9 protein-coding genes are annotated in these 18202 nt (G+C 68.4%); 5 read left to right on the forward strand and 4 right to left on the reverse strand.

The features are described from left to right. Window positions 1-6 precede the first annotated feature (6 nt). Together D187_RS41520 and D187_RS41525 are read left to right on the forward strand one after the other, a co-directional pair. Window positions 7-1050 carry an aldo/keto reductase gene (locus D187_RS41520; protein ID WP_002629855.1) on the forward strand — a complete coding sequence of 348 codons (1044 nt, stop codon included), beginning with the start codon at window positions 7-9 and terminating at the stop codon, window positions 1048-1050. Between the two features lie 58 nt (window positions 1051-1108). Beyond that, window positions 1109-2434: a hypothetical protein gene (locus tag D187_RS41525; RefSeq protein ID WP_002629854.1), complete on the forward strand. Its 1326-nt coding sequence runs from the start codon at window positions 1109-1111 to the stop codon at window positions 2432-2434. A gap of 40 nt (window positions 2435-2474) precedes the next feature. On the opposite strand, the gene D187_RS41530 is transcribed toward D187_RS41525, so the two are convergent. Continuing rightward, window positions 2475-4424: a sensor histidine kinase gene (locus D187_RS41530; RefSeq protein WP_002629853.1), complete on the reverse strand. Its 1950-nt coding sequence runs from the start codon at window positions 4422-4424 to the stop codon at window positions 2475-2477. Between the two features lie 387 nt (window positions 4425-4811). Further along, window positions 4812-10124: a trifunctional serine/threonine-protein kinase/ATP-binding protein/sensor histidine kinase gene (locus D187_RS41535; protein WP_002629850.1), complete on the reverse strand. Its 5313-nt coding sequence runs from the start codon at window positions 10122-10124 to the stop codon at window positions 4812-4814. Between the two features lie 201 nt (window positions 10125-10325). Here D187_RS41535 and D187_RS41540 point away from each other — a divergent pair, with 201 nt between their 5' ends. After that, window positions 10326-11663: a hypothetical protein gene (locus D187_RS41540; protein ID WP_002629848.1), complete on the forward strand. Its 1338-nt coding sequence runs from the start codon at window positions 10326-10328 to the stop codon at window positions 11661-11663. On the opposite strand, the gene D187_RS41545 is transcribed toward D187_RS41540, so the two are convergent. Then, window positions 11660-12622 (reverse strand): DMT family transporter, encoded by a 963-nt coding sequence (locus D187_RS41545; RefSeq protein WP_002629847.1) that lies wholly within the window; start codon window positions 12620-12622, stop codon window positions 11660-11662. The genes D187_RS41540 and D187_RS41545 overlap by 4 nt on opposite strands. A 175-nt stretch (window positions 12623-12797) precedes the next feature. Between D187_RS41545 and D187_RS41550 the strand changes: the two genes are divergently transcribed. Beyond that, complete coding sequence (locus D187_RS41550) at window positions 12798-13874, forward strand: fatty acid desaturase family protein (RefSeq protein WP_002629846.1); 1077 nt, start codon at window positions 12798-12800, stop codon at window positions 13872-13874. 8 nt (window positions 13875-13882) lie between these two features. Next, the gene (locus tag D187_RS41555) at window positions 13883-14965 is read left to right on the forward strand and encodes an alanine racemase (protein WP_002629845.1); all 1083 of its coding nucleotides are present in this window, start codon (window positions 13883-13885) and stop codon (window positions 14963-14965) included. A gap of 3 nt (window positions 14966-14968) precedes the next feature. On the opposite strand, the gene D187_RS41560 is transcribed toward D187_RS41555, so the two are convergent. Next, window positions 14969-18163: a bifunctional cytochrome P450/NADPH--P450 reductase gene (locus D187_RS41560; RefSeq protein ID WP_002629844.1), complete on the reverse strand. Its 3195-nt coding sequence runs from the start codon at window positions 18161-18163 to the stop codon at window positions 14969-14971. Between the last annotated feature and the right edge of the window lie 39 nt (window positions 18164-18202).

An 18202-nucleotide genomic window follows, 5' to 3' on the forward strand; every position in this document is an offset into this window, starting at 1 on the left:
TGCGTGATGCGCTACAAGATTTTCGGTCAGCGGACGGGTCTCAAGGTGTCGGAACTGGCGCTCGGCGCCGGCATGTTCGGCACGGCGTATGGCTATGGCGCCGAGCCGGACGAGGTGCGCCGCATCCTGCGAGGCTATGCCGAGGCGGGGGGCAACTTCATCGACACCGCCGACAACTATCAGCTCGGTGAATCCGAGACCCTGATTGGCGAGTTCCTCTCGTCCCATCGCAATGACTTCGTCATCGCCTCGAAATACAGCCGTGGCGCCGCGCGGGCCCCCTCCCTGGGAGTGCTCGGCAACAGCCGCAAGGTGATGGTGCAATCCGTCGAGGACAGCTTGAGGCGCCTCAAGACGGACCGCATCGATCTCTACTTCGCGCACATGGATGACGGCGTGACGCCCGTCGAGGAGATCGCGCGCGGCCTGGATGATCTCGTGCGCGCCGGCAAGATTGTCTATGGCGGCCTGTCCAACTTTCCGGCCTGGCGGATCGCCACCGCCGTCACCCTGGCGGACCTGCGTGGCTGGGCGCCCATCGTCGCGCTTCAAACCGAATACAGCCTGCTGCAGCGCACGACCGAGCGCGAGCTGCTGCCCATGGCGGAGGGCCTCGGGCTGGGCGTCATGGGGTGGTCGCCCATGGGCGGCGGGCTGCTCACCGGCAAGTACCGCAAGGGGGAGAAGGGCCGCGCCACCGACTTGAAGGGCAGCGTCCTCCATGACGACCCCACGCGGACGGAGCCCCTCCTCGACGCGCTCGGCGCCATCGCCGAGGAACTCGACTCCAGCCCGGGCCGGATCGCCATCGCCTGGGTGAGCGCCAGGGGCGTGCTTCCGGTCATCGGACCGCGCACCCGCGCCCAGCTCGAGGACAACCTCGCCGCCACCACCGTCAAGCTGAGCGACGAGCAGCTCCGGCGCCTGGATGAACTCACCGCCATCCCCCTCGGCTATCCCCACGAGCTGCTCGGTGCCGCCGAACAGCGCGCGATCATGACCGGCAATCGGTGGGAGCAGATCGACTTCCCCGCGCGGACGATCGCCTAGGGAGTTTCCAGCGGCCCCCTGTCAGGTTGCCGGACGCGGCTGCGTACAGTGCGACCCGATGCTCCCGATCCGACTGCTTCCGCTGCTCGCGCTGCTCCTCGTCGCCTGTCATTCCCCCGAGACCCCGGTGCCCCCCGGTGGCTCGGGAAACAAGCCCCCTCCCGAGACCCCGCCCACCTTCACCGTCCACGCGCCGGGTGACGTCACCACCATGCCGTCGCCGTACAAGAACGTCCACGTCCTGCTCGGTGATGGCGGCAGGTTCCGTGAACGCCTCGACGCCAGCGGCGTGGTGCGCTTCCATGATCCGGCCATCGTGGGACCCCAGGACGTGAGCCTGGTGATGGTGTCTTCCTCCGGAGCGGTCCAGGTGCGGACCTACCTCGCGCTCGAGGGTCCCGAGGTCCGGCTGCCCGGCTTCGCGTACTTGATCTCGGGCCCGTCCTGGACGAAGCAGGGCACGCTCACCGGCCGGGTGACGGGCGCGGTCAATCCCAAGGCCCTGTCCGTTTCCGTGGCTGGCGAGGGACTCTACGGCCTCACGACGTTGGCCGAGGATGGGACCTTCAGCATCGACATCCGCGGGGACGCGCCCGGCACGGTGGACCTCTTCGCGAAGGAGACCGGGGGCTCCGGGGAAATGGTCCTTCGGGTGGGACTCGAGCGGGGCATCGCCGTGGGTTCCGGCGCGACCGTTGGCGGGCTGGAACTCGCGCTCGATCATCCGGTGGATCAGGTGCTCAATGTGTCGGTGGAGGGCGATGGCGCGCGGGGCGGCGAGATGACCGCCTCGCTCGAATACATCCTCGGCGGCCACTACCTCTTCAGCACGAGTGCTTCCGGGATGCTGCCGCTCTCGGTTCCCGCGGTCGCGCGGACGGCCCCCTTCGATACCTTCACCCCGATGCTCAGCATCACCTCGGGTGACGCGGCGATGTTCCCGGATGGAGCGCTCCAGACGAGCCTGCCCGCGGTCACCTCCTCCGTGACGGCCACCTTCCTGGCCCCCCTGCGCATCACCTCTCCGGCCGTGGGTCCCCGGGAGGCTCCGGCCAGCGCCTCGCGCTCCGGCCTGGTCATGAGCTGGGTTCCCGATCGCACCGCGCACCTGACGGAGATGGGGCTCGAAGCGACGACGGGAGCGAGTCCCCTGGATTGGCGTGTGATGGCCCCCACCTCCATCACCTCGTTCACTCCCTTCGCGCTCCCCGCGGACCTCGTCCCGGTCACCACCTTCCCCGCGGGCTCCTACCGGGTGTGGGCGAACTCCATCTGGTCGTCCCACGCGAGCGGCTACGCGGACTTCTTCACCGGGCGTGACATCCGCGACCCGGACGAGGAGGTCCGGACCACCCGGCTCCTCGCCTACGTCGAGCTTCAGTAGCTCGGGGGGGGTCCGGCGGCCCACGCGGATGTCCAAGGGCCTACCCTGACCGGCGCGGCCCTGGCTCACGGGGCTCGTCCGGTGCCGCGCCGGGGGCCAGGAGATCCGTTGGCATGCGGATGGTGAAGCGGGCGCCCCCCTCCGGGAGATTATCGGCGGAGATGATCCCGCCATGGGCCTCGACAATCTCCCGGCTCACGTACAGTCCCAGACCCAGCCCGCCGTAGTGGCTCATGGGCGCGGCGCGCTCGAACCTGCCGAACAGCCGGGGCATGTCCTTCTCCGGCAGGCCGGGCCCCTTGTCGGTGATGACGAGGATCACCTCGGCGCCCTCCCGCGCCATCGAGATCTCGATCGGGTGGCCGGCCGCGTACTTGAAGGAGTTGGACAGCAGGTTGGTGACCACCTGTTCGATGCGGAGCCGATCCCACGTGCCCTCGATGGGCTGTGCTTCCTGGACGAGGAGCTGACAGTCGGCCGAGACGGCCGCGTCGCGCAGGCGCTCGGTGAGGTCCTTGACCGTGGCGACCAGATCGATGCGCTCCGGGTGGAGGGTGAGCCGGCCGGTGGAGATCCGGGAGACATCCAGCAACGTCTCGACGAGATGGGACAGCCGCCCGGTGCTGCGCAGCACGCGTTCGAGCCGGGCCTCGTGCTTGGGCTCGAGCGACGTCATGTCCCGTTTCAGGCCCTGGAGCTGGAGCTGGAGCGCCGTGACAGGCGTCTTCAGCTCGTGCGCGGCGATGGAGAGGAACTCGTCGCGCAGCCGGATCGCCTCCTGGCTCTGGGCGAGTTGGAGGCGCTCCTCCTGCGTGCGCTTGTGTTCGGTGAGGTCGCGCGTCACCTTCGAGAAACCCAGCAGGAGGCCTTTGGCGTCCCGCATCGCGGTGAGGGTCACGCTGGCCCAGAAGAGCGAGCCGTCCTTGCGCACGCGCCAGCTCTCGTCCTCGACGCGGCCGTCCCGCTCGGCGGCCTCGAGCTGCAGGGCGGGCTTGTTCACCGCGAGATCCTCGGGCGGGTAGAAGCGCGAGAAGTGCTCGCCGACGATCTCCCGGGCCGAGTAGCCCTTGAGGTGGGCCGCTCCGTCGTTCCAGGTCATCACGCGCCCATGGGGATCCAACATGAAGATGGCGTAGTCCTTCACGCTGGAGACCAGCAGCCGGAAGCGCTCCTCACTGCGCCGCAGCAGATCCTCGTTCTTGCGGCGCTCGGTGAGATCCCGCGTGATCTTGGCGAAGCCCCGCAGGCGGCCCTCCTCGTCGCGCACGGCGGTGATGATCACGTTCGCCCAGAAGAGCGAGCCGTCCTTGCGCACGCGCCAGCCCTCGTCCTCGACGCGGCCCTGCTCGGCGGCCTCGCGCAGCAGATCCCACGGCTTGCCCCGGGCCACCTCCTCCTCCATGTAGAAGCGGCTGATGGGTTGACCGATGATCTCCTGGGCCTGGTAGCCCTTGAGGCGCTGGGCGCCGGGGTTCCAGCTATTCACCCGTCCATCGGGCTCCAACATGAAGACGGCGTAATCCTTGATGCTCGTGACGAGCAACCGGAAGCGCTCCTCGCTCTGGCGGATCTGTTCCTCCGCCTTGCGGCGCTCGGTGAGATCCCGGGTGATCTTCGCGAACCCCACCAGCTTGCCCGTGGGGTCGCGCATGGGGGTGATGATCACGCTGGCCCAGTACTGATCGCCATTCTTGCGGATGCGCCAGCCTTCCTCCTCGAAGCGGCCCTCGGCCGTGGCGCAGCGCAGCTCGCGCTCGCACTTGCCGGCGACGATGTCCGCCGGAGGGTAGAAGAGCGAGAAGTGCCGCCCCTGGATCTCCCCCAGGGTGTAGCCGTTGATGCGCTCCGCGCCCTTGTTCCACGTCTTCACGTGCCCGGTGGGATCGAGCATGAAGACGGCATAGTCCTCGATGTTGTCGAGGATCATCCGCGCGCGCTCTTCTTGAAGGGCCGACAGTTCCACGACGACCGACGAGCCCTGGTCACGCATGGCGCCAGGCCCTGCTCGAGGCGCGGGCGGGGTGCACGCCGCGGCCATGGAGCGCGGAGAGTGGAGCGAAGCTGGTTCCGAGCACTGGGTGGGAGTCGTGCATGGGGGAGTTCTTGACGCAGGAGGCGCCCGGTACAAGGCCCAATCCGAGACGATGCCACGTGTTCAACGGCCGGCCCATGACGCGGCGCGCCCAATGAGCAACCACACGCGACGGATACGCCATCGCCAGAATGGACGGATCCGCCAGATTTTTGATGTTCCAACAGTGAACCACACGAGACCGTTCCCCGGAGGCGCCCTCGTTTCAGCGAGGGGCACGCGGGTGCTCTCCAGCTTCTTCCGGAGCCGACGGAAGGACGGCCGTGCCCGGCTGCTCGCCAACGACTAGAGGCCCGCTCGCGAGGAGAGCGGGAGTTCGAGCGTGGCCACGGCGCCCCGATGAGGCCCCTCGCTGTGCAGGGTGAGCTGGCCCTTCATCATCTTCGCGGCCAGCGCGCTCGAGTGCAGTCCGAAGCCATGGCCATCCTTGCGCGTGGTGAAGCCGTGGGTGAACAGGCTGTCCATCAGCTCCGGCGCGATGCCCACCCCGTCATCCGCCACCTGGATGCGCGCCACGCCGCCCTCCGCCGTCAGCCGCACCCAGAGGTTGCGCTTGCCCTCGGGCATCTGGCCCAGCGCGTGGTTGGCGTTGCTGATGAGGTTGATGAGGATCTGCATCACCTTGTGCTTGTCCGCGCTCACCCGGGGCAGCGCCGACAGCTCACGGTGGAGGGTGACGCCGTGGCGCTCCAACGCCGCGAGCTGGATGCGCAGCGCGTCGTCGATGAGCTGGGCCAGGTCGCACTCCTCCGTCAGCAGCGCGTTGCGCGCGTAGGTCTGCTGCACCTGGATGATGGCGCGGATGTGCTCGACGTGCCGGCTCATCGCATCCATGTCCTCCATGAGGCGCATCTGATCCTTCATCAGATCGTCACTCAGGGCGGTGAGGTAGTCCGGCAGATGGCCGCCGCGCGGGTCCTTCGTCAGGAAGTCCGCCAGCTCCTGGCGGTGCTCCACCAGCAGGGCCGAGGCCTGCTTCAGCCGACCCACGCGCAGGGCGCCCACGGCCTTGCGCATCATCTCCAGGTGGATGACGGCGCTGGTGAGCACGTTGCCCACGTTGTGCAGCACGTTGGAGGCCACCTCCGTCATGCCCACCTCGCGCGCGGTGTCCACCAGCCGGGCCTGGGCCTGCTTGAGCTCGCGCGTGCGCTCCTCCACCCGCCGCTCCAGCTCGTCGTTGGCCTGGTACAGCTCCATCCGGGCGCGCTGCACGTCCTCGTACAGCCGCGCGTTCTCGATGGAGATGGCCGCCTGGGAGGCGAGGTGCCCCAGGAGCGCCAGCCGCGCCGGGCTGAAGGCGTTGGTGGCCAGGTTGTTCTCCAGGTAGAGCGCCCCGGAGAACACCTCCTGCCGGATCAGCGGCAGGCACAACACCGAGCGCGCCGTGCCGCGCGCCAGGTACGGATCGGCCGAGAACTCATGGGGCTGAGAGGCATCTCCGATGAGCACGTGCTCGCGCGTGCGCCGGACATAGGCCAGGAGCGTCCACGGCAGCTCGTGGTGGCCCGCCTCGTCCGGCGCCAGCGTGGCGCCGTCCGGTGAGAGCCGGAAGAGAGCCGACACCGCGAGCGTGTTCTCCTGGGACAACAACAGGGCGCCCCGCTGCGCGCCCGCGTTCTCGATCGCCGCCTTCATCAGCGCCGTCACCAGGCGCTCCAGCACGATCTCGCCGGAGACGGCCTGCTGCGCCTTGACCACCGTGAGCGCGTCGATGTGGGTGGAGTCCGCGCCGCTGGTGGTCGTGGTCTGCGCGTCCCGGTGGGCCTCCGGCGCCGCGAGGTACGGCCACTGGGCCTCGAGCTGCCGCGCCTTGGCGTGGGCGCCCCATTGCTGGTAGGCCGCGTGGGCCTGGTGCGCGAAGCCCTGGGCGACGAGGGGCATGCGGCGCGCGCGCCAGAAGTACGCCGCGAGCTCACTGGCCAGTGCCAGGTACTGGGTGGCCCCGTTCTCCTGGGCCGCGCGGATGGCCTCCTCGTAGGCGTGGATCGCCTCCTCCGACCGCGCCTCGATCCGGGCCCACTCCGCGAAGACGAGCCGCTCGAGCGCGCGGAAGTTCTCGGGGCACGGCTCCGCCCATTGCGCGAGCCGCTGGTGGTGCCGCGCGATGGCCGCGAGGTCCTCCTGGCGCCGCTGGGGCGGGGCCGCCTCGAGGCACGCGGCCAGGGCCAGGGCGCGGAAGAAGTGGCCCTCGCGCGCATTGAGGCCGCCGGTGGTGGCCCAGAGCAACCCGTCCACCTGCTCCGCGGCTTCACGCGCTTCCTCGTAGGCGCCGCACATGTAGCGCGACTGCAGCTTGAAGAGCCAGTAGTGACACCGCGTGGCGCCCATGCGCTGGGGGGTCATCCGGGCCTCGTAGGCCCGCTCCTCGAAGCCGTCCCCGTCCAGGCTCTGGAACGACGGGGTGTGGCCGCGCAACTGCTGCACGTAGCGCTGCACCACGAGGAGCCATTCGTGGGGATCCACGAAGCCCATCTTGCGCACGACCTCGCCGCGCGCGAGCGACTCCTGGTAGACCTCGTCCAGGGGGTGCCCCATGGCGAGGCGCAGGGAGACGAGCGCGGAGCCACAGTAGGAGGCGGACGAGGTGCTTCCCGATTGCCGCGCATGGCTCAAGCCCTCGAGGATGAGCTCCCGTGCCCGGGCGAGGGGTTCGACCCAGACGCTGCAGAAGTGGGTGCTCAGCAGCACCCCCGCTCGGAAGGGCAGGCCGTGCCGGTCGACGAACCCGAGCGCGAGCCGCGCGAAGGCCATTCCTTCCCGGTGGCGATTGAAGAACGAGCCGGTGATGACGCCGAACCAGGCGTACCCGCTCACGGCGTCGGCCACGAAGCCGTGGCGCAGGGTGAGGGCGACCATCCGGCTCAGGATGACGATGAGCAGGTTTGGATTGCTGGAGTGCGCGGGAGGGAAGAGCTTGAAGAGGGCGGCCACGCCCATCTTCATGTCCGGGTCGGTCATGAGGGGCAGCCCGGCGAGACTCTCGATGGGGCGTGAGCCCAGCAGGTTCCACACCTCCTCATGGGCGGCCACCGCCTCTTGCCAGGTGGGCCGCGGCGACACCGGCATGCCCAGCAGCGCCAGGCACGCCATGACGCGGTCCATGCCCTGGAGGAACTCCCCCCGGGCGAAGTGGATGTCCTGGATCAGGAAGGAGACGGCCACGGTGTCCGCGCGGGTGCGTGTCCGGGGGCTCAGCTCCTCGGCCAGCCGCTGGGCCTCGGCGGTGTTGCCGCTCATGAACTCCAGGCGGGTCAGGGCGATCCTCGCCTTGAAGGCCAGCTCGGGGTCCGTCTCCCAGGGGTCCCCGGGAATGAGCGAGAAGGCCGTCGTGAAGTAGGCGCGGGCGGGGTTGAGCGCGAGCGCGATCTGCGCCTTCACCCCCGCCTCGACGTTGAGCCGCGCGAGCCGGTGGCGCTCCGCGGGCTCGCCGATCAGGGCCGCCGCGGCGTTGAGCTGGTACACCACGTCGAAGAGCGAGCCGGGCAGCTCCTCCGGGGACAGGGTCTCGAGCAGCCACCGGCCGATGCGCAGGTGCACCCGCTGGCGCTCCGCCTCGGCGCTCAGCGCGTGGGCCGCCTGTTGGATGCGGTCATGCAGGAAGCGGTACTTCTCCGGACCCACGCGTCCCAACATGCCTTCCTGGAGCGCGGGCTCGAGGCCCTGCTCCACCTGGAGCGCGTCGGGCAGCCCCAGGAGCATCCCCAACACCCGCGGAGAGAAGACATTGCCCGCGCAGGCCGCCAGCCGCAGCAGGTGCTGCGTGTCCGGAGGGAGCTGGCGCAGCTTGTCCACCATGAAGTCGACGATGTTCTCCGAGTAGTCCCGGGCCCGGACGCCTTCATCATCCCACCGCCACCCGCCCCCGGGCTGGCGCACGAGCAGACCGTCGTGGTGGAGCGTCACCAGCAAGCGCAGCAGGAAGAAGGGATTGCCTCCCGTCTTCTCGTGCAGCAGCGTCGCGAGGGGCGCGACCACGTCCGCGTGCGCCCCCGGGAGCGCATCGCCCACCAGTTGCTCCACCTGCGCCAGGCCCAGCGGCTCCAGTTGGATGTCCGTGACCCGGACCCCCGCCTCGCGCAAGGACTGCAAGGTCGACCTCAAGGCGTGGCTGGGGCCCACCTCGTTGTCCCGGTAGGCCGCCAGCCACAACACCGGTGGGCTTTCCGGCCCCGACAGCAGGTACTCGAGCATCCGCAGACTGGAGGCGCCCGCCCACTGCATGTCATCCAGGAACACCGCGGCCGGTTTCTCCCGCGTGGAGAAGGCCGACGTGAACTGGCGCACCACCCGGAAGAAGCGGCGCTGCGCCTCGCTGGAGGGCAGCTCCTGGAGCGGGGGTTGCCGGCCCACCACCACTTCCAGCCGGGGCACCAGATCCACGAGCAGTTGACCATCGCCCTCCCAGGCCCGGTTCATCCGCTCGCGCCAGCCGGCGAGTTCCTCGTCGCTTCCGGCGAGCAGTTGTTGGACCAGCTCCTGGATCGTCTGGACCAGGGCCGAGTAGGGAAGTTCCCGCCGGAACTGATCGAACTTGCCGCTCAGGAAGAACCCGCGCCGGCGCACCATCGGCTTGTACAGCTCCTGCACCACCGCGGACTTGCCGATTCCCGAATACCCGCGGATGACCAGCAGCTCCGGCCTGCCCGAGCTCGCCACGCGCTCGAGGCCCTCGAGCAGGGCGTTCACCTGGGCGTCACGCCCATAGAGCCGCCGCGGCGGTTGGAAGCCATGGGGCATGTCCCGCGTCCCCAGGGGGAAGAGCTCCGGCGTGCTCTGGCCCAGGGCGTCGCGGCACCGCTCCAGATCCACCTTCAATCCCTCGGCGCTCTGGTAGCGCTCCTCGGCCACCTTCGCCAGCAGCTTCATCACGAGCGCGGACAAGGCCAGCGGCACCTGGGGATTCAGCTCGTGGGGGGGCCGCGGTTGGTGCGCCATGTGCGCGTGAAACCACTCGAGCGCGTCCTTCGCCTGGAAGGGCCTGCGCCCCGTGAGCAGCTCGTAGAAGGTGACCCCCAGCGAATAGAAGTCCGTGCGGTGGTCCACCGGGCGGTTCATCCGTCCGGTCTGCTCGGGGGACATGTAGGCCAGGGTTCCCTCGATCTGCAGGGCCGGTGTCCCATCCGGGTGCTCCACCTGCTGCAGCGACGCCACACCGAAGTCCACCAACCGCACCTCCCCCGACGGCTCCAGGAGGATGTTCGACGGCTTGATGTCCTTGTGGATGACGTGGTGGCGGTGGACTTCTCCCAGGATGGAGACCAGCGAGATGGCCAGGGGCAGGAACCGGGAGAACTCCATCGGCTGGCTCCGGGACTCCGCCAGGGGCGCGCCCGATACCTGCTCCAGCAGCAGCACGGGCCGCCCGTGGATCCACTCACAGGAATAGGCGTGGGTCACCCCGCGCACGTTCCGGAGCCGGTGCAGGATGGTGAATTCCCGCCGGTACCGCTCCTTCTCGAGGGTGCCAGGGGCGGGAGCCAGTGGCGTCTTGAGGATGAGCGGCACGCCATCGGCCTCGCGCACCGCGCGGAACAGCACGTTCGAACTCGTCGCGCGGAGCGTGCCAATGACCCTGTATCCCGGCATGTCCAACATGAAAAAGTGTCCTCGTGGGCGGAAGCCGCTCCTCCAGCGAGGTATGGCTCCGACGGGGTGGATCGTACGCCGTCCGGGGCGTGGCGCGGCGAGTGGAAGCGTCCCGGACCCCGAGTGTTTTCCCGGTGAAGGGTGCTGCTATCTTCTCCACCCATGCACAAGACGCTGCCGTGGCGTACCGTGTTGGAATCCCATAACGCCATGGTCAAGTCGCGTCCGCTCACCCAGGGCGAGTGGACCGGCAGGTACGAGGAGCCCGCGCTTCGCGAGCGCACCCTGCAGGCGAAGCAGGAGCACGAGACGCACTTCAAGCAGGCGTTGAATGCCTACCAGTCGGACACCTGGTTCTACCCGGCCCTGCGCAGGCAGACCCGGGGGGCCTATGACGTGGTGCTGGGCTGGAATCACGCCCTGGTGCTGCGTCCGTTGGATCTGCACCTGTACGCCGTCGAGTGGATCCTCCGTTATTCCGCGGATGAGCAGCACCGGGTGCATGGCGGCATGGGCATCGACGTGTACGAGGCGGGAGTCCAGGGGCCCTGGACGGTGTATGCCGTTCGCCAGAAGGCCGTGCTGCGCCGGGTCACCACGTACAACGCCACGTCCTGCTCGGTCTCCGTGTTGTTCCCCGAGTCGGGGCAGGGGCGGATGGTCATCTCCCATATCGACGCCACCCCGCCCATTCCCTTCGGCGCCGCGCTCGCCTGGTGCGACGCCCACGACGAGAAGGTCATCCACCTGGAGCGGGCGGGGTTGAACAACACCCGGGCGCTGCGGGCCTTCTGCTCCATCTGTCCGGACACGGCGGAGGTGGCCAAGTTCAAGGACGGCGTCTGCCTGTCGGACGGGACGGGCCAGGGCTCGTCCTCCGGCTACAGCTCCGGGCGGACGATCTCCTCACTGCTGCTCACGCGCGGAAGGCTGCTCGACAACCAGGTGTGCCCGATGGAGTTCAATACCCAGGCGGGGCTGGTCTTCGAGCGGGGCAGGGCGCCCCTGTTCCGCGTCTTCCTGGGCAGCCCGCCGCACCTCTATCCAGGCCTGGTCCCGGAGTCGGTGAAGCGCGACATCGCCTCCGTGGTGGGCCAGTACCGCAAGCAGCAGCCGCTCAACGAGCTGATCCTCCGCAAGCAACGCGAGCTGGCCACGCTCAATTCGACGCTCTTCGACCTCCAGCGCAGGCGCAAGGCGGAGGCGCTCGGCCAGCAGCAGCGCGAGGCCGAGGAGACACTGGAAGAGCTTCAGTTCCTGCTCAAGGACAACGCGCCCCTGCCGCTCTTGCCGCTCCTGGACGACACCCATGGACATGCCCGGCTCCACCAGGCCATCTGCCAGCGGTTCGCCGAGCGGCCCCCCCTGGCCGAGCTCGCGCGGACGCAGCCCTCGGCCGCGCTCACGCTCGCGTTCCACCAGGCGCTGACCGAGCCCGAGTCCCTGGCCAGCGAGGTGGTGGGCGAGGAGCTGCGCAAGTACTTCCGCTGCGTCGACCTCCCACTCACGCCCCGGCTGCACCAGGCGCTCTGGGCCCTGCGGCGCTAGCCTTCCACGGGCGCCAGCCCGGCGTTCTGGCTGATGCGGCTGTAGAGCACCAGGCCCACCACGATGAGCAGGGCCCCCATGAGGCTGATCGGGGTGGGCCATGACTCGTCCAGGAAGAGCACGCCCAGCACCAGCGCGAAGAGCAGCTCGGTGGACTGGGTGGCTTCCACGGCGGCGAGTCCCACGGGGTTGTTGGCCACCATCTGGGTGGCGCGGAAGAACAGCGTGGTGCCGATGACCCCCGCCAGGAGGGCCACGCCCGCGGACTGCAGCACCTGGGTGGCGGGGGGCCACCCCACACGGGCGTAGCCATGGCTCGCCTCGACGAGCCACAGGGGAATGCTCCCCAGGGTCATTCCCAGGACGCGCTGGCCGGCATCCAGGTGGATGCGCTCGCGCTCCAGGTGCAGCATCAACCGGCGATTGCCCAGGGGGTAGGCGACGGCGGCGATGATCACCATCAGCAGCGCCAGCCAGGCGCTGGCCGGCATGGCCAGGTCGAAGTGGCCCAGTTGCAGGATCAGGACACCCACGAGGATCAACGAGCCCATGCCCACGGCCTCCAGGGGGATCCTCCGCCGCTCATCCGTGTAGATGAACGGCGAGAGCAGCGGGCACGCGATCGCCGAGACCTGGAAGGTCCCGGCGATCAGCCACGAGGGCCCATGATCCGCCGCCAGCGTCAGGAACGTATAGAAGACGCCAAAGCTCACGGTGCCCCAGATGATCCACTCCCAGGGGTGCCGCTTCATCGCGGCCCACAGCGCGGGCCACCCCCCCCGCATGGCCACGAGCACGAACAGCACGGGCAGCATGATGAAATAGCGCAGGGACGTGGTCCACGCCCAGAACCCACCTGTGGCCACCATGTTCCGGTTGAGCACATAGGTCATGGTGAAGAACAACGCCGCGCCGAGACCGAGCAGGATGGAGGGGAGGGCGGACGAGGACTTTTTCATAGGTAGACGTCAAGGTGAATACACGAAGCCGTCTGATCATCCAACCCTTATCATTTCTCAGCTTCTTACAAGTGCCTCTTCGTGTTCCAGGATTCTGGGAAGGATTCGTGTTGCTTGACGTTGGGTAATCGTTTCCCTATCTTGTCTGGCCATGGCCTCCATCGTGTTTTGCCTTGTGCTGGCGCTTGCCCTGCAAGCGGCCGACTACCTCTATCATCGCAAGGATTTGAGCAAGACGAGCTTCGCCTCGTCCAATGTCTCTCTGAAGGAATTCCGCAAGGAGTTCGCCGGGCTCGGTCACCGTCCGCTGGACAATTACTTCGCGGTATTTCCGTTCGCCTGGACGTATCTGCTCATCATCGCGGCTGTCATTGCTTTCAATACCTTCGACTCGTTCATCGTCCGGGGGCTGCTGGTCCTGTTCGTGACGGGGCGCTTCCGCTCGCTGCAGGAGATTGGCCACTTCGCCGTGCACGGCGCCCTCTGTCCGAACCTCAAGTGGGGCATGTTCCTCGCCAATGTCCTCTATCAATTCCCCGCGCTCATGCCGGAGGCCAGGGCGCGCAAGGACATCCATGTCCGGCGGCACCACAGCTCGGTGAACATGGATCATGATCCGGACCTGAAGGAGCTGCTGGACGTGGGCTTGAAGCCCGGCATCAGCAACGCCAGGTTCTGGTCGGCCCTCTTCTTCCCGCTCACCTGGAGGGGCATGTTCGCCCGGGTCAAGGAGATGAGCTCCTATCTGCTGGCGGACCGCTTCTCGCTGAATTTCTTCCTGCGCGTCGCGACGGTCGCCACCGTCGTGGGCCTGTTCGTGGCCTTCGACTCGGTCAACGCGTTGATCTTCCTCTACGTCGTCCCCGTGTTCATCACCTATCCACTCTTCTACTGGCTCGCGCACGTCGCGCTGCACCGCTGGTTCGCGCCCTGTGATCCCACGCTGGGTTATTACGAGCGGGAGCTGGAGCTGGGGCGTCCCACGGAGTTCAAGGGGCCGATTGGCTTCATCGTCCGGCACAACATCTTCCCCCTGGGTGATTCCTATCACCTGGCGCATTCGCTGTTTCCGAATGTCCGCTGGAACTACCTGCCGCAGGTGGATGCCATCATGAAACGCTACAGCCCCAAGTACAGCGAGAACATGAGCTGCAACCTGATCATCCCCGGCCGGAGCCTGCCCTCGGCGATCTCCGAGCTGCGCGAGCGCGTGGTGGCGGGCCGGATGGAAGAGCTGCCGCAGTCCCCGTGAGCCTCGTCATGCCAAACCTGATCGTCGATTTGGACAAGCTCGAGCACAACATCCAGTTCATCAAGGCGTTCTGCGCGGCCAACCAGTTGGAGTGGGTAGGCGTCGTGAAGGGCTGCGAGAGCTCCGTGCCCGTCATCGAGCTGTTCCAGCGCAGTGGGGTGACGTCCCTGGGGATCGCGAGCCTGGTCACGGCCCGGGAGCAGCAGCGCCACTTTCGTGAGAAGCCCATGCTGGTGGCCATCCCGTCCGCCCTGGAGGCCCAGGCCGTCGTCACCTCCTGCGGATCCAGCCTGAATTCAGAGCTGGAGACGATCAAGGCCCTGGCCGAGGCCGCGGAGCGGGAAGGAGTGACACATGAAGTCCTCCTCATGATCGAGGTGGGCGATCTGCGCGAGGGCGTCATGCCGGAAGACGCCGTGAGGACCGTGCGGAAGATCCTGGAGCTCGGCTCGAAGCACCTCGAGCTGAGTGGGATTGGCGCCAACCTGGCGTGTTGCAGTGGCGTCCTGCCGTCCTCGGAGAACGTCTCGCTGCTCAACGGGCTCGCCGAGGAGATCGAGAAGAGCCTGGGGCATCCGATGAAGAAGGTGTCCATCGGCGGCTCGGTGATGTTGGACTGGATGGAGACCCATTCCCTGCCTCCCCGGCTCAACCAGCTCCGGATCGGCGAGGCGATCCTCCTGGGGACGATCCCCGGCGTCGAGAAGAAGCACAAGGAGCTGCTCGACAGTGCCTTCCTGTTGTCGGGGACGGTCCTGGAGATCAAGACCAAGCCCTCCGTGCCGATGGGCGAGGTGGGGACGGATGCCTTTGGCGTGAAGCCCCAGTTCGAGGACAAGGGGCTGCGCAAGCGCGCCCTGGTGAACCTGGGCGCCATCCACACCGCGCCCAGGTCCTTGCAGCCCGTGCCGTCCAACGTGCGGTTCATCAACAGCAACTCGAACTACAGCGTGTATGACGTGACGGACTGCCCCCAGGAGTTCAGGCCGGGCGACACGATGGAGTTCCGGTTGTCGTACTCGTCGCTCATCCAGGGACTGCTCTCGCCCTACGTCAAGAAGAGCTACCGGGGCGCGAGCGCCTCCCTCTGAGCATCACGCGAAGACGTCGGAGACCAGGCGGCCCTGCTTCTCCATGGCCGCCAGCCACGCCAGGGCCTCCTCCGAGGAGCAGCCCACCTTCTCCTGGTGGATGCGCGCCAGCGTCTCACGGGCCGCGGGCGCCATGAGCCGCCCATCCCCACAGATGAAGAGCAGGGCGCCCTGATCGAGCAGTGCCTTCACCTGCTCGCGCTCCTTCCACAGCCGGTGCTGCACGAACGTCACGTCGCCGTCGGGCTGACGGAAGAAGGCGGGCAGCACCTTCACCACTCCCTCGCGCTCCCACGCCGCCAACTCCTCGCGGTAGAGGAAGTCCACCTCCGGGTGATCGCACCCGAAGAAGAACAACGCCGGCCCGGCCGCCTCCCCTCGCGCGTGGCGCAGGGCGCGCTCCTGGAGGAAGCCCCGGAAGGGCGCCAGCCCCGTGCCCGCGGCCACCAGGACGATGGGCGTCGCGTTCGACGCGGGCGGGTGGAAGGGCACGTTCGGCGTGCGCACCGCCACCGCCACCTGCTCGCCCGGACGCAGCCGCGCCAGGTAGCTCGAGCACGTGCCCCGGAAGCGGCCCTGGCCGCTCCACGCCTCCGCGTCCACCACCGCCACCGTCAGCGTGCACACCGTGGGGTCCGCCAGGGGGGACGAGGAGACCGAGTACTGCCGCACGCGCATGGTCGGCAACAGCTCGAGGAAGTCTCCGAGCGAGAGGATGCACGAGGTGTACTGCTCCAAGAGCTCCAGCACGCTCACGCGCTTGTCGAGGATCTCCTTCTTGTAGCGCTCGGCGTCCTGGGCCAGCGCGGCCAGGTGCATGGCGTGCGGAGGGCAGGGGTTCTTCTCCGCCAGTCGCTCCAGGTCCTTGCGCGTGGCGGGCGCCGACAGCTCCACGTGCCGGCCGAGCAGCTCGCGCACCAGCACGGGCCTGCCCGTGGGGAGCGAGGAGCCCTGAGCGCCCCGGGCGGAGTTGAGGATGACGGTGGCCTCCGGGCTCACCCCGAAGCGGCGCGCGGCGCGCTCCACGAGCTCCGGGTGGTTCTCCGGCAGCACCGCCAGGTAGTCACCCGCCGCGTACGTCACGCCCTCGGGCAGCTTGAACGTGAGGTGCCGCTTGGAGCGGCCGAAGGGCGACGTCATGTCGACGAGCTCACGGTTGTCCATCAGCGTGGCCAGCTCGAGCTTGTTCTGCTTCACCAGCTCCGCGCTCACCGGGGGAACCACCTCCACGGTGTAGCGCGGCCCCGAGTCCACCTCGCCGGAGACCACCCCCAGGCCCTCGCCCACCCGCGTCCAGAAGGGGGAGTACCAGTAGTCGAAGTCGCCGAAGAAGTCGGCCCGCGCATCCGCCTCGCCGCGCGTGAGCAGGGACCGGGCCCCCGCCGCGCTCAGCCGCTCGTCGATGAACTTGGGCACGGCCTGGTAGGTCTCGCCCCAGTCCCGGTTGCCGCAGCCGAACACGGCGTAGCGCACGCCCGCGAGCGCGCCCGCGGGCACACTGGACAGCCACGTGTGGAAGGCACGCGCATTGTCCGGGGGCTGGCCGTTGTAGGAGGCCGTCACGACCACGACCGCGCCCTGCTTGGGCAGCTTGCCGGCGTACTCGTCCAGCGGGGCCACCTTCGCCGTGTAGCCACGCGCGAGCCCGTCACTGGCGATGCGCCGGGCGAACGCCTCCGAGGCCCCCGAGTTGGAGCCGTAGAGCAGCAGCAGGGGCGTGTCATGCGAGGACGTCTTCTCCGTCGGCTGGGACGAGGACGCCACGGGCGCGGGGGTGGTGGCCCGCCGGGCCGCGGGCGCGCGGGAGACGGGCTTGCGCGCGCGCACGCGCAGCTTGAGCCCATCGGGCTTGAGCGTGAGCGTCTCGCGGATGCGCAGCGTGTAGGGCTCGGGCGTGGAGATGTGGAAGCGCTGCAGCATCGTGCCCAGCACGAGCGTGGCCTCCTGGAGCGCGAACGCCCGGCCGATGCACGCGCGCATCCCGTTGCCGAACGGCTTCCATGCGTGGGCCGGAATGCTGTCGCGCACCTCGGGGGCGAAGCGCTCCGGATCGAAGCGCTCCGGGTTCTTCCACACCGTGGGGTCGCGGTGCAGCATGGGGATGAGCACCATGAGCGTGTCCTTCACCCCCACCGGGTAGCGCCCCCCCAGCAGCGTGTTGTCCGCCTTGGCGTGCAGGGTGAAGGCCGGCGCGGTGGGCCACAGGCGCAGCGTCTCGCGCAGGATTTGATCGATGTACTGCAACTGGGAGATCTGCTCGAAGCGGGGCGCCTCGGAGCCCAGCACCCGGTCCACCTCCGCGTAGGCCTTCTGGAGCACCTCGGGGTGGTGCAGCAGGAAGTAGACGGCGAAGGACAACAGGCCGCTCGTCGTCTCGTGGCCCGCGATGAGGAAGGTCATCAGCTGGGCGCGCACGTTGTCGTCGTCGAGCTTCTCCCCCGAGAGGGGATCCTTCGCCTCGAGCATCAGGCCCAGCAGATCCCTCGGCGCCTCCTCGGCGGGGAGCGCGCGGCGCCGGACGATGAGCTCGCGCACCACTTCGTACATGTACTGGATGTCCGACTGGTACTGACGCTGGGTGCGCAGCATGAGCTGCGTCTGCAGGGGCACCCGGCGGGTACGGTCGCCCGCCTCGGCCAGGGCGCGCACCATGGACTCGACGAAGGGGTGCATCTCCCGCTGGTAGAAGCTGTTGAAGCGGAAGTCGAAGCCGCACAGCGCGATGGTGTCGAGCGTGAGCCGCGTCATGTTGTCGGACACGTCGATGTCGGTGTCGGGTCCGAAGCGCGCCCAGCGGGTGAGCATCTGGTCGGCCACGTCGTACATGCCGTCGTGGTAGTTGCGCATGGCCGCGGGGCTGAAGGCGGGCATCAGCAGGCGGTGGGCCTTGCCCCAGTTGGGCTCGCGCGCATCCGCGGTGAAGAGGCCGTCGCGCCCCAGGTCGCGCAGTTGCAGGAGGACCTGGCCCAGGTGCTTCTCGAAGCGCGTCTCGTCACAGGCGTCGGCCACCAACTCATAGGAGCTGATCACCCGGAGGAAGTTCTCCCCCGGGAAGGACAGCCGGAAGATGGGCCCGAACTCGCGCGCCAGCTTCATCATGTTCTGCAGGGGCGTTTCGAAGCCCACGTCGGGCACGTTGCCCACGAGGGGGCGCGAGCGGGGCTGGGGGATGGTCGTGGACAGGGAGGGCTTGCTCATGGGAAATCCAGAACGCATGCTCACGGGTGAACGCTCAGC

The organism is Cystobacter fuscus DSM 2262, from assembly GCF_000335475.2.
GTDB lineage: Bacteria > Myxococcota > Myxococcia > Myxococcales > Myxococcaceae > Cystobacter > Cystobacter fuscus.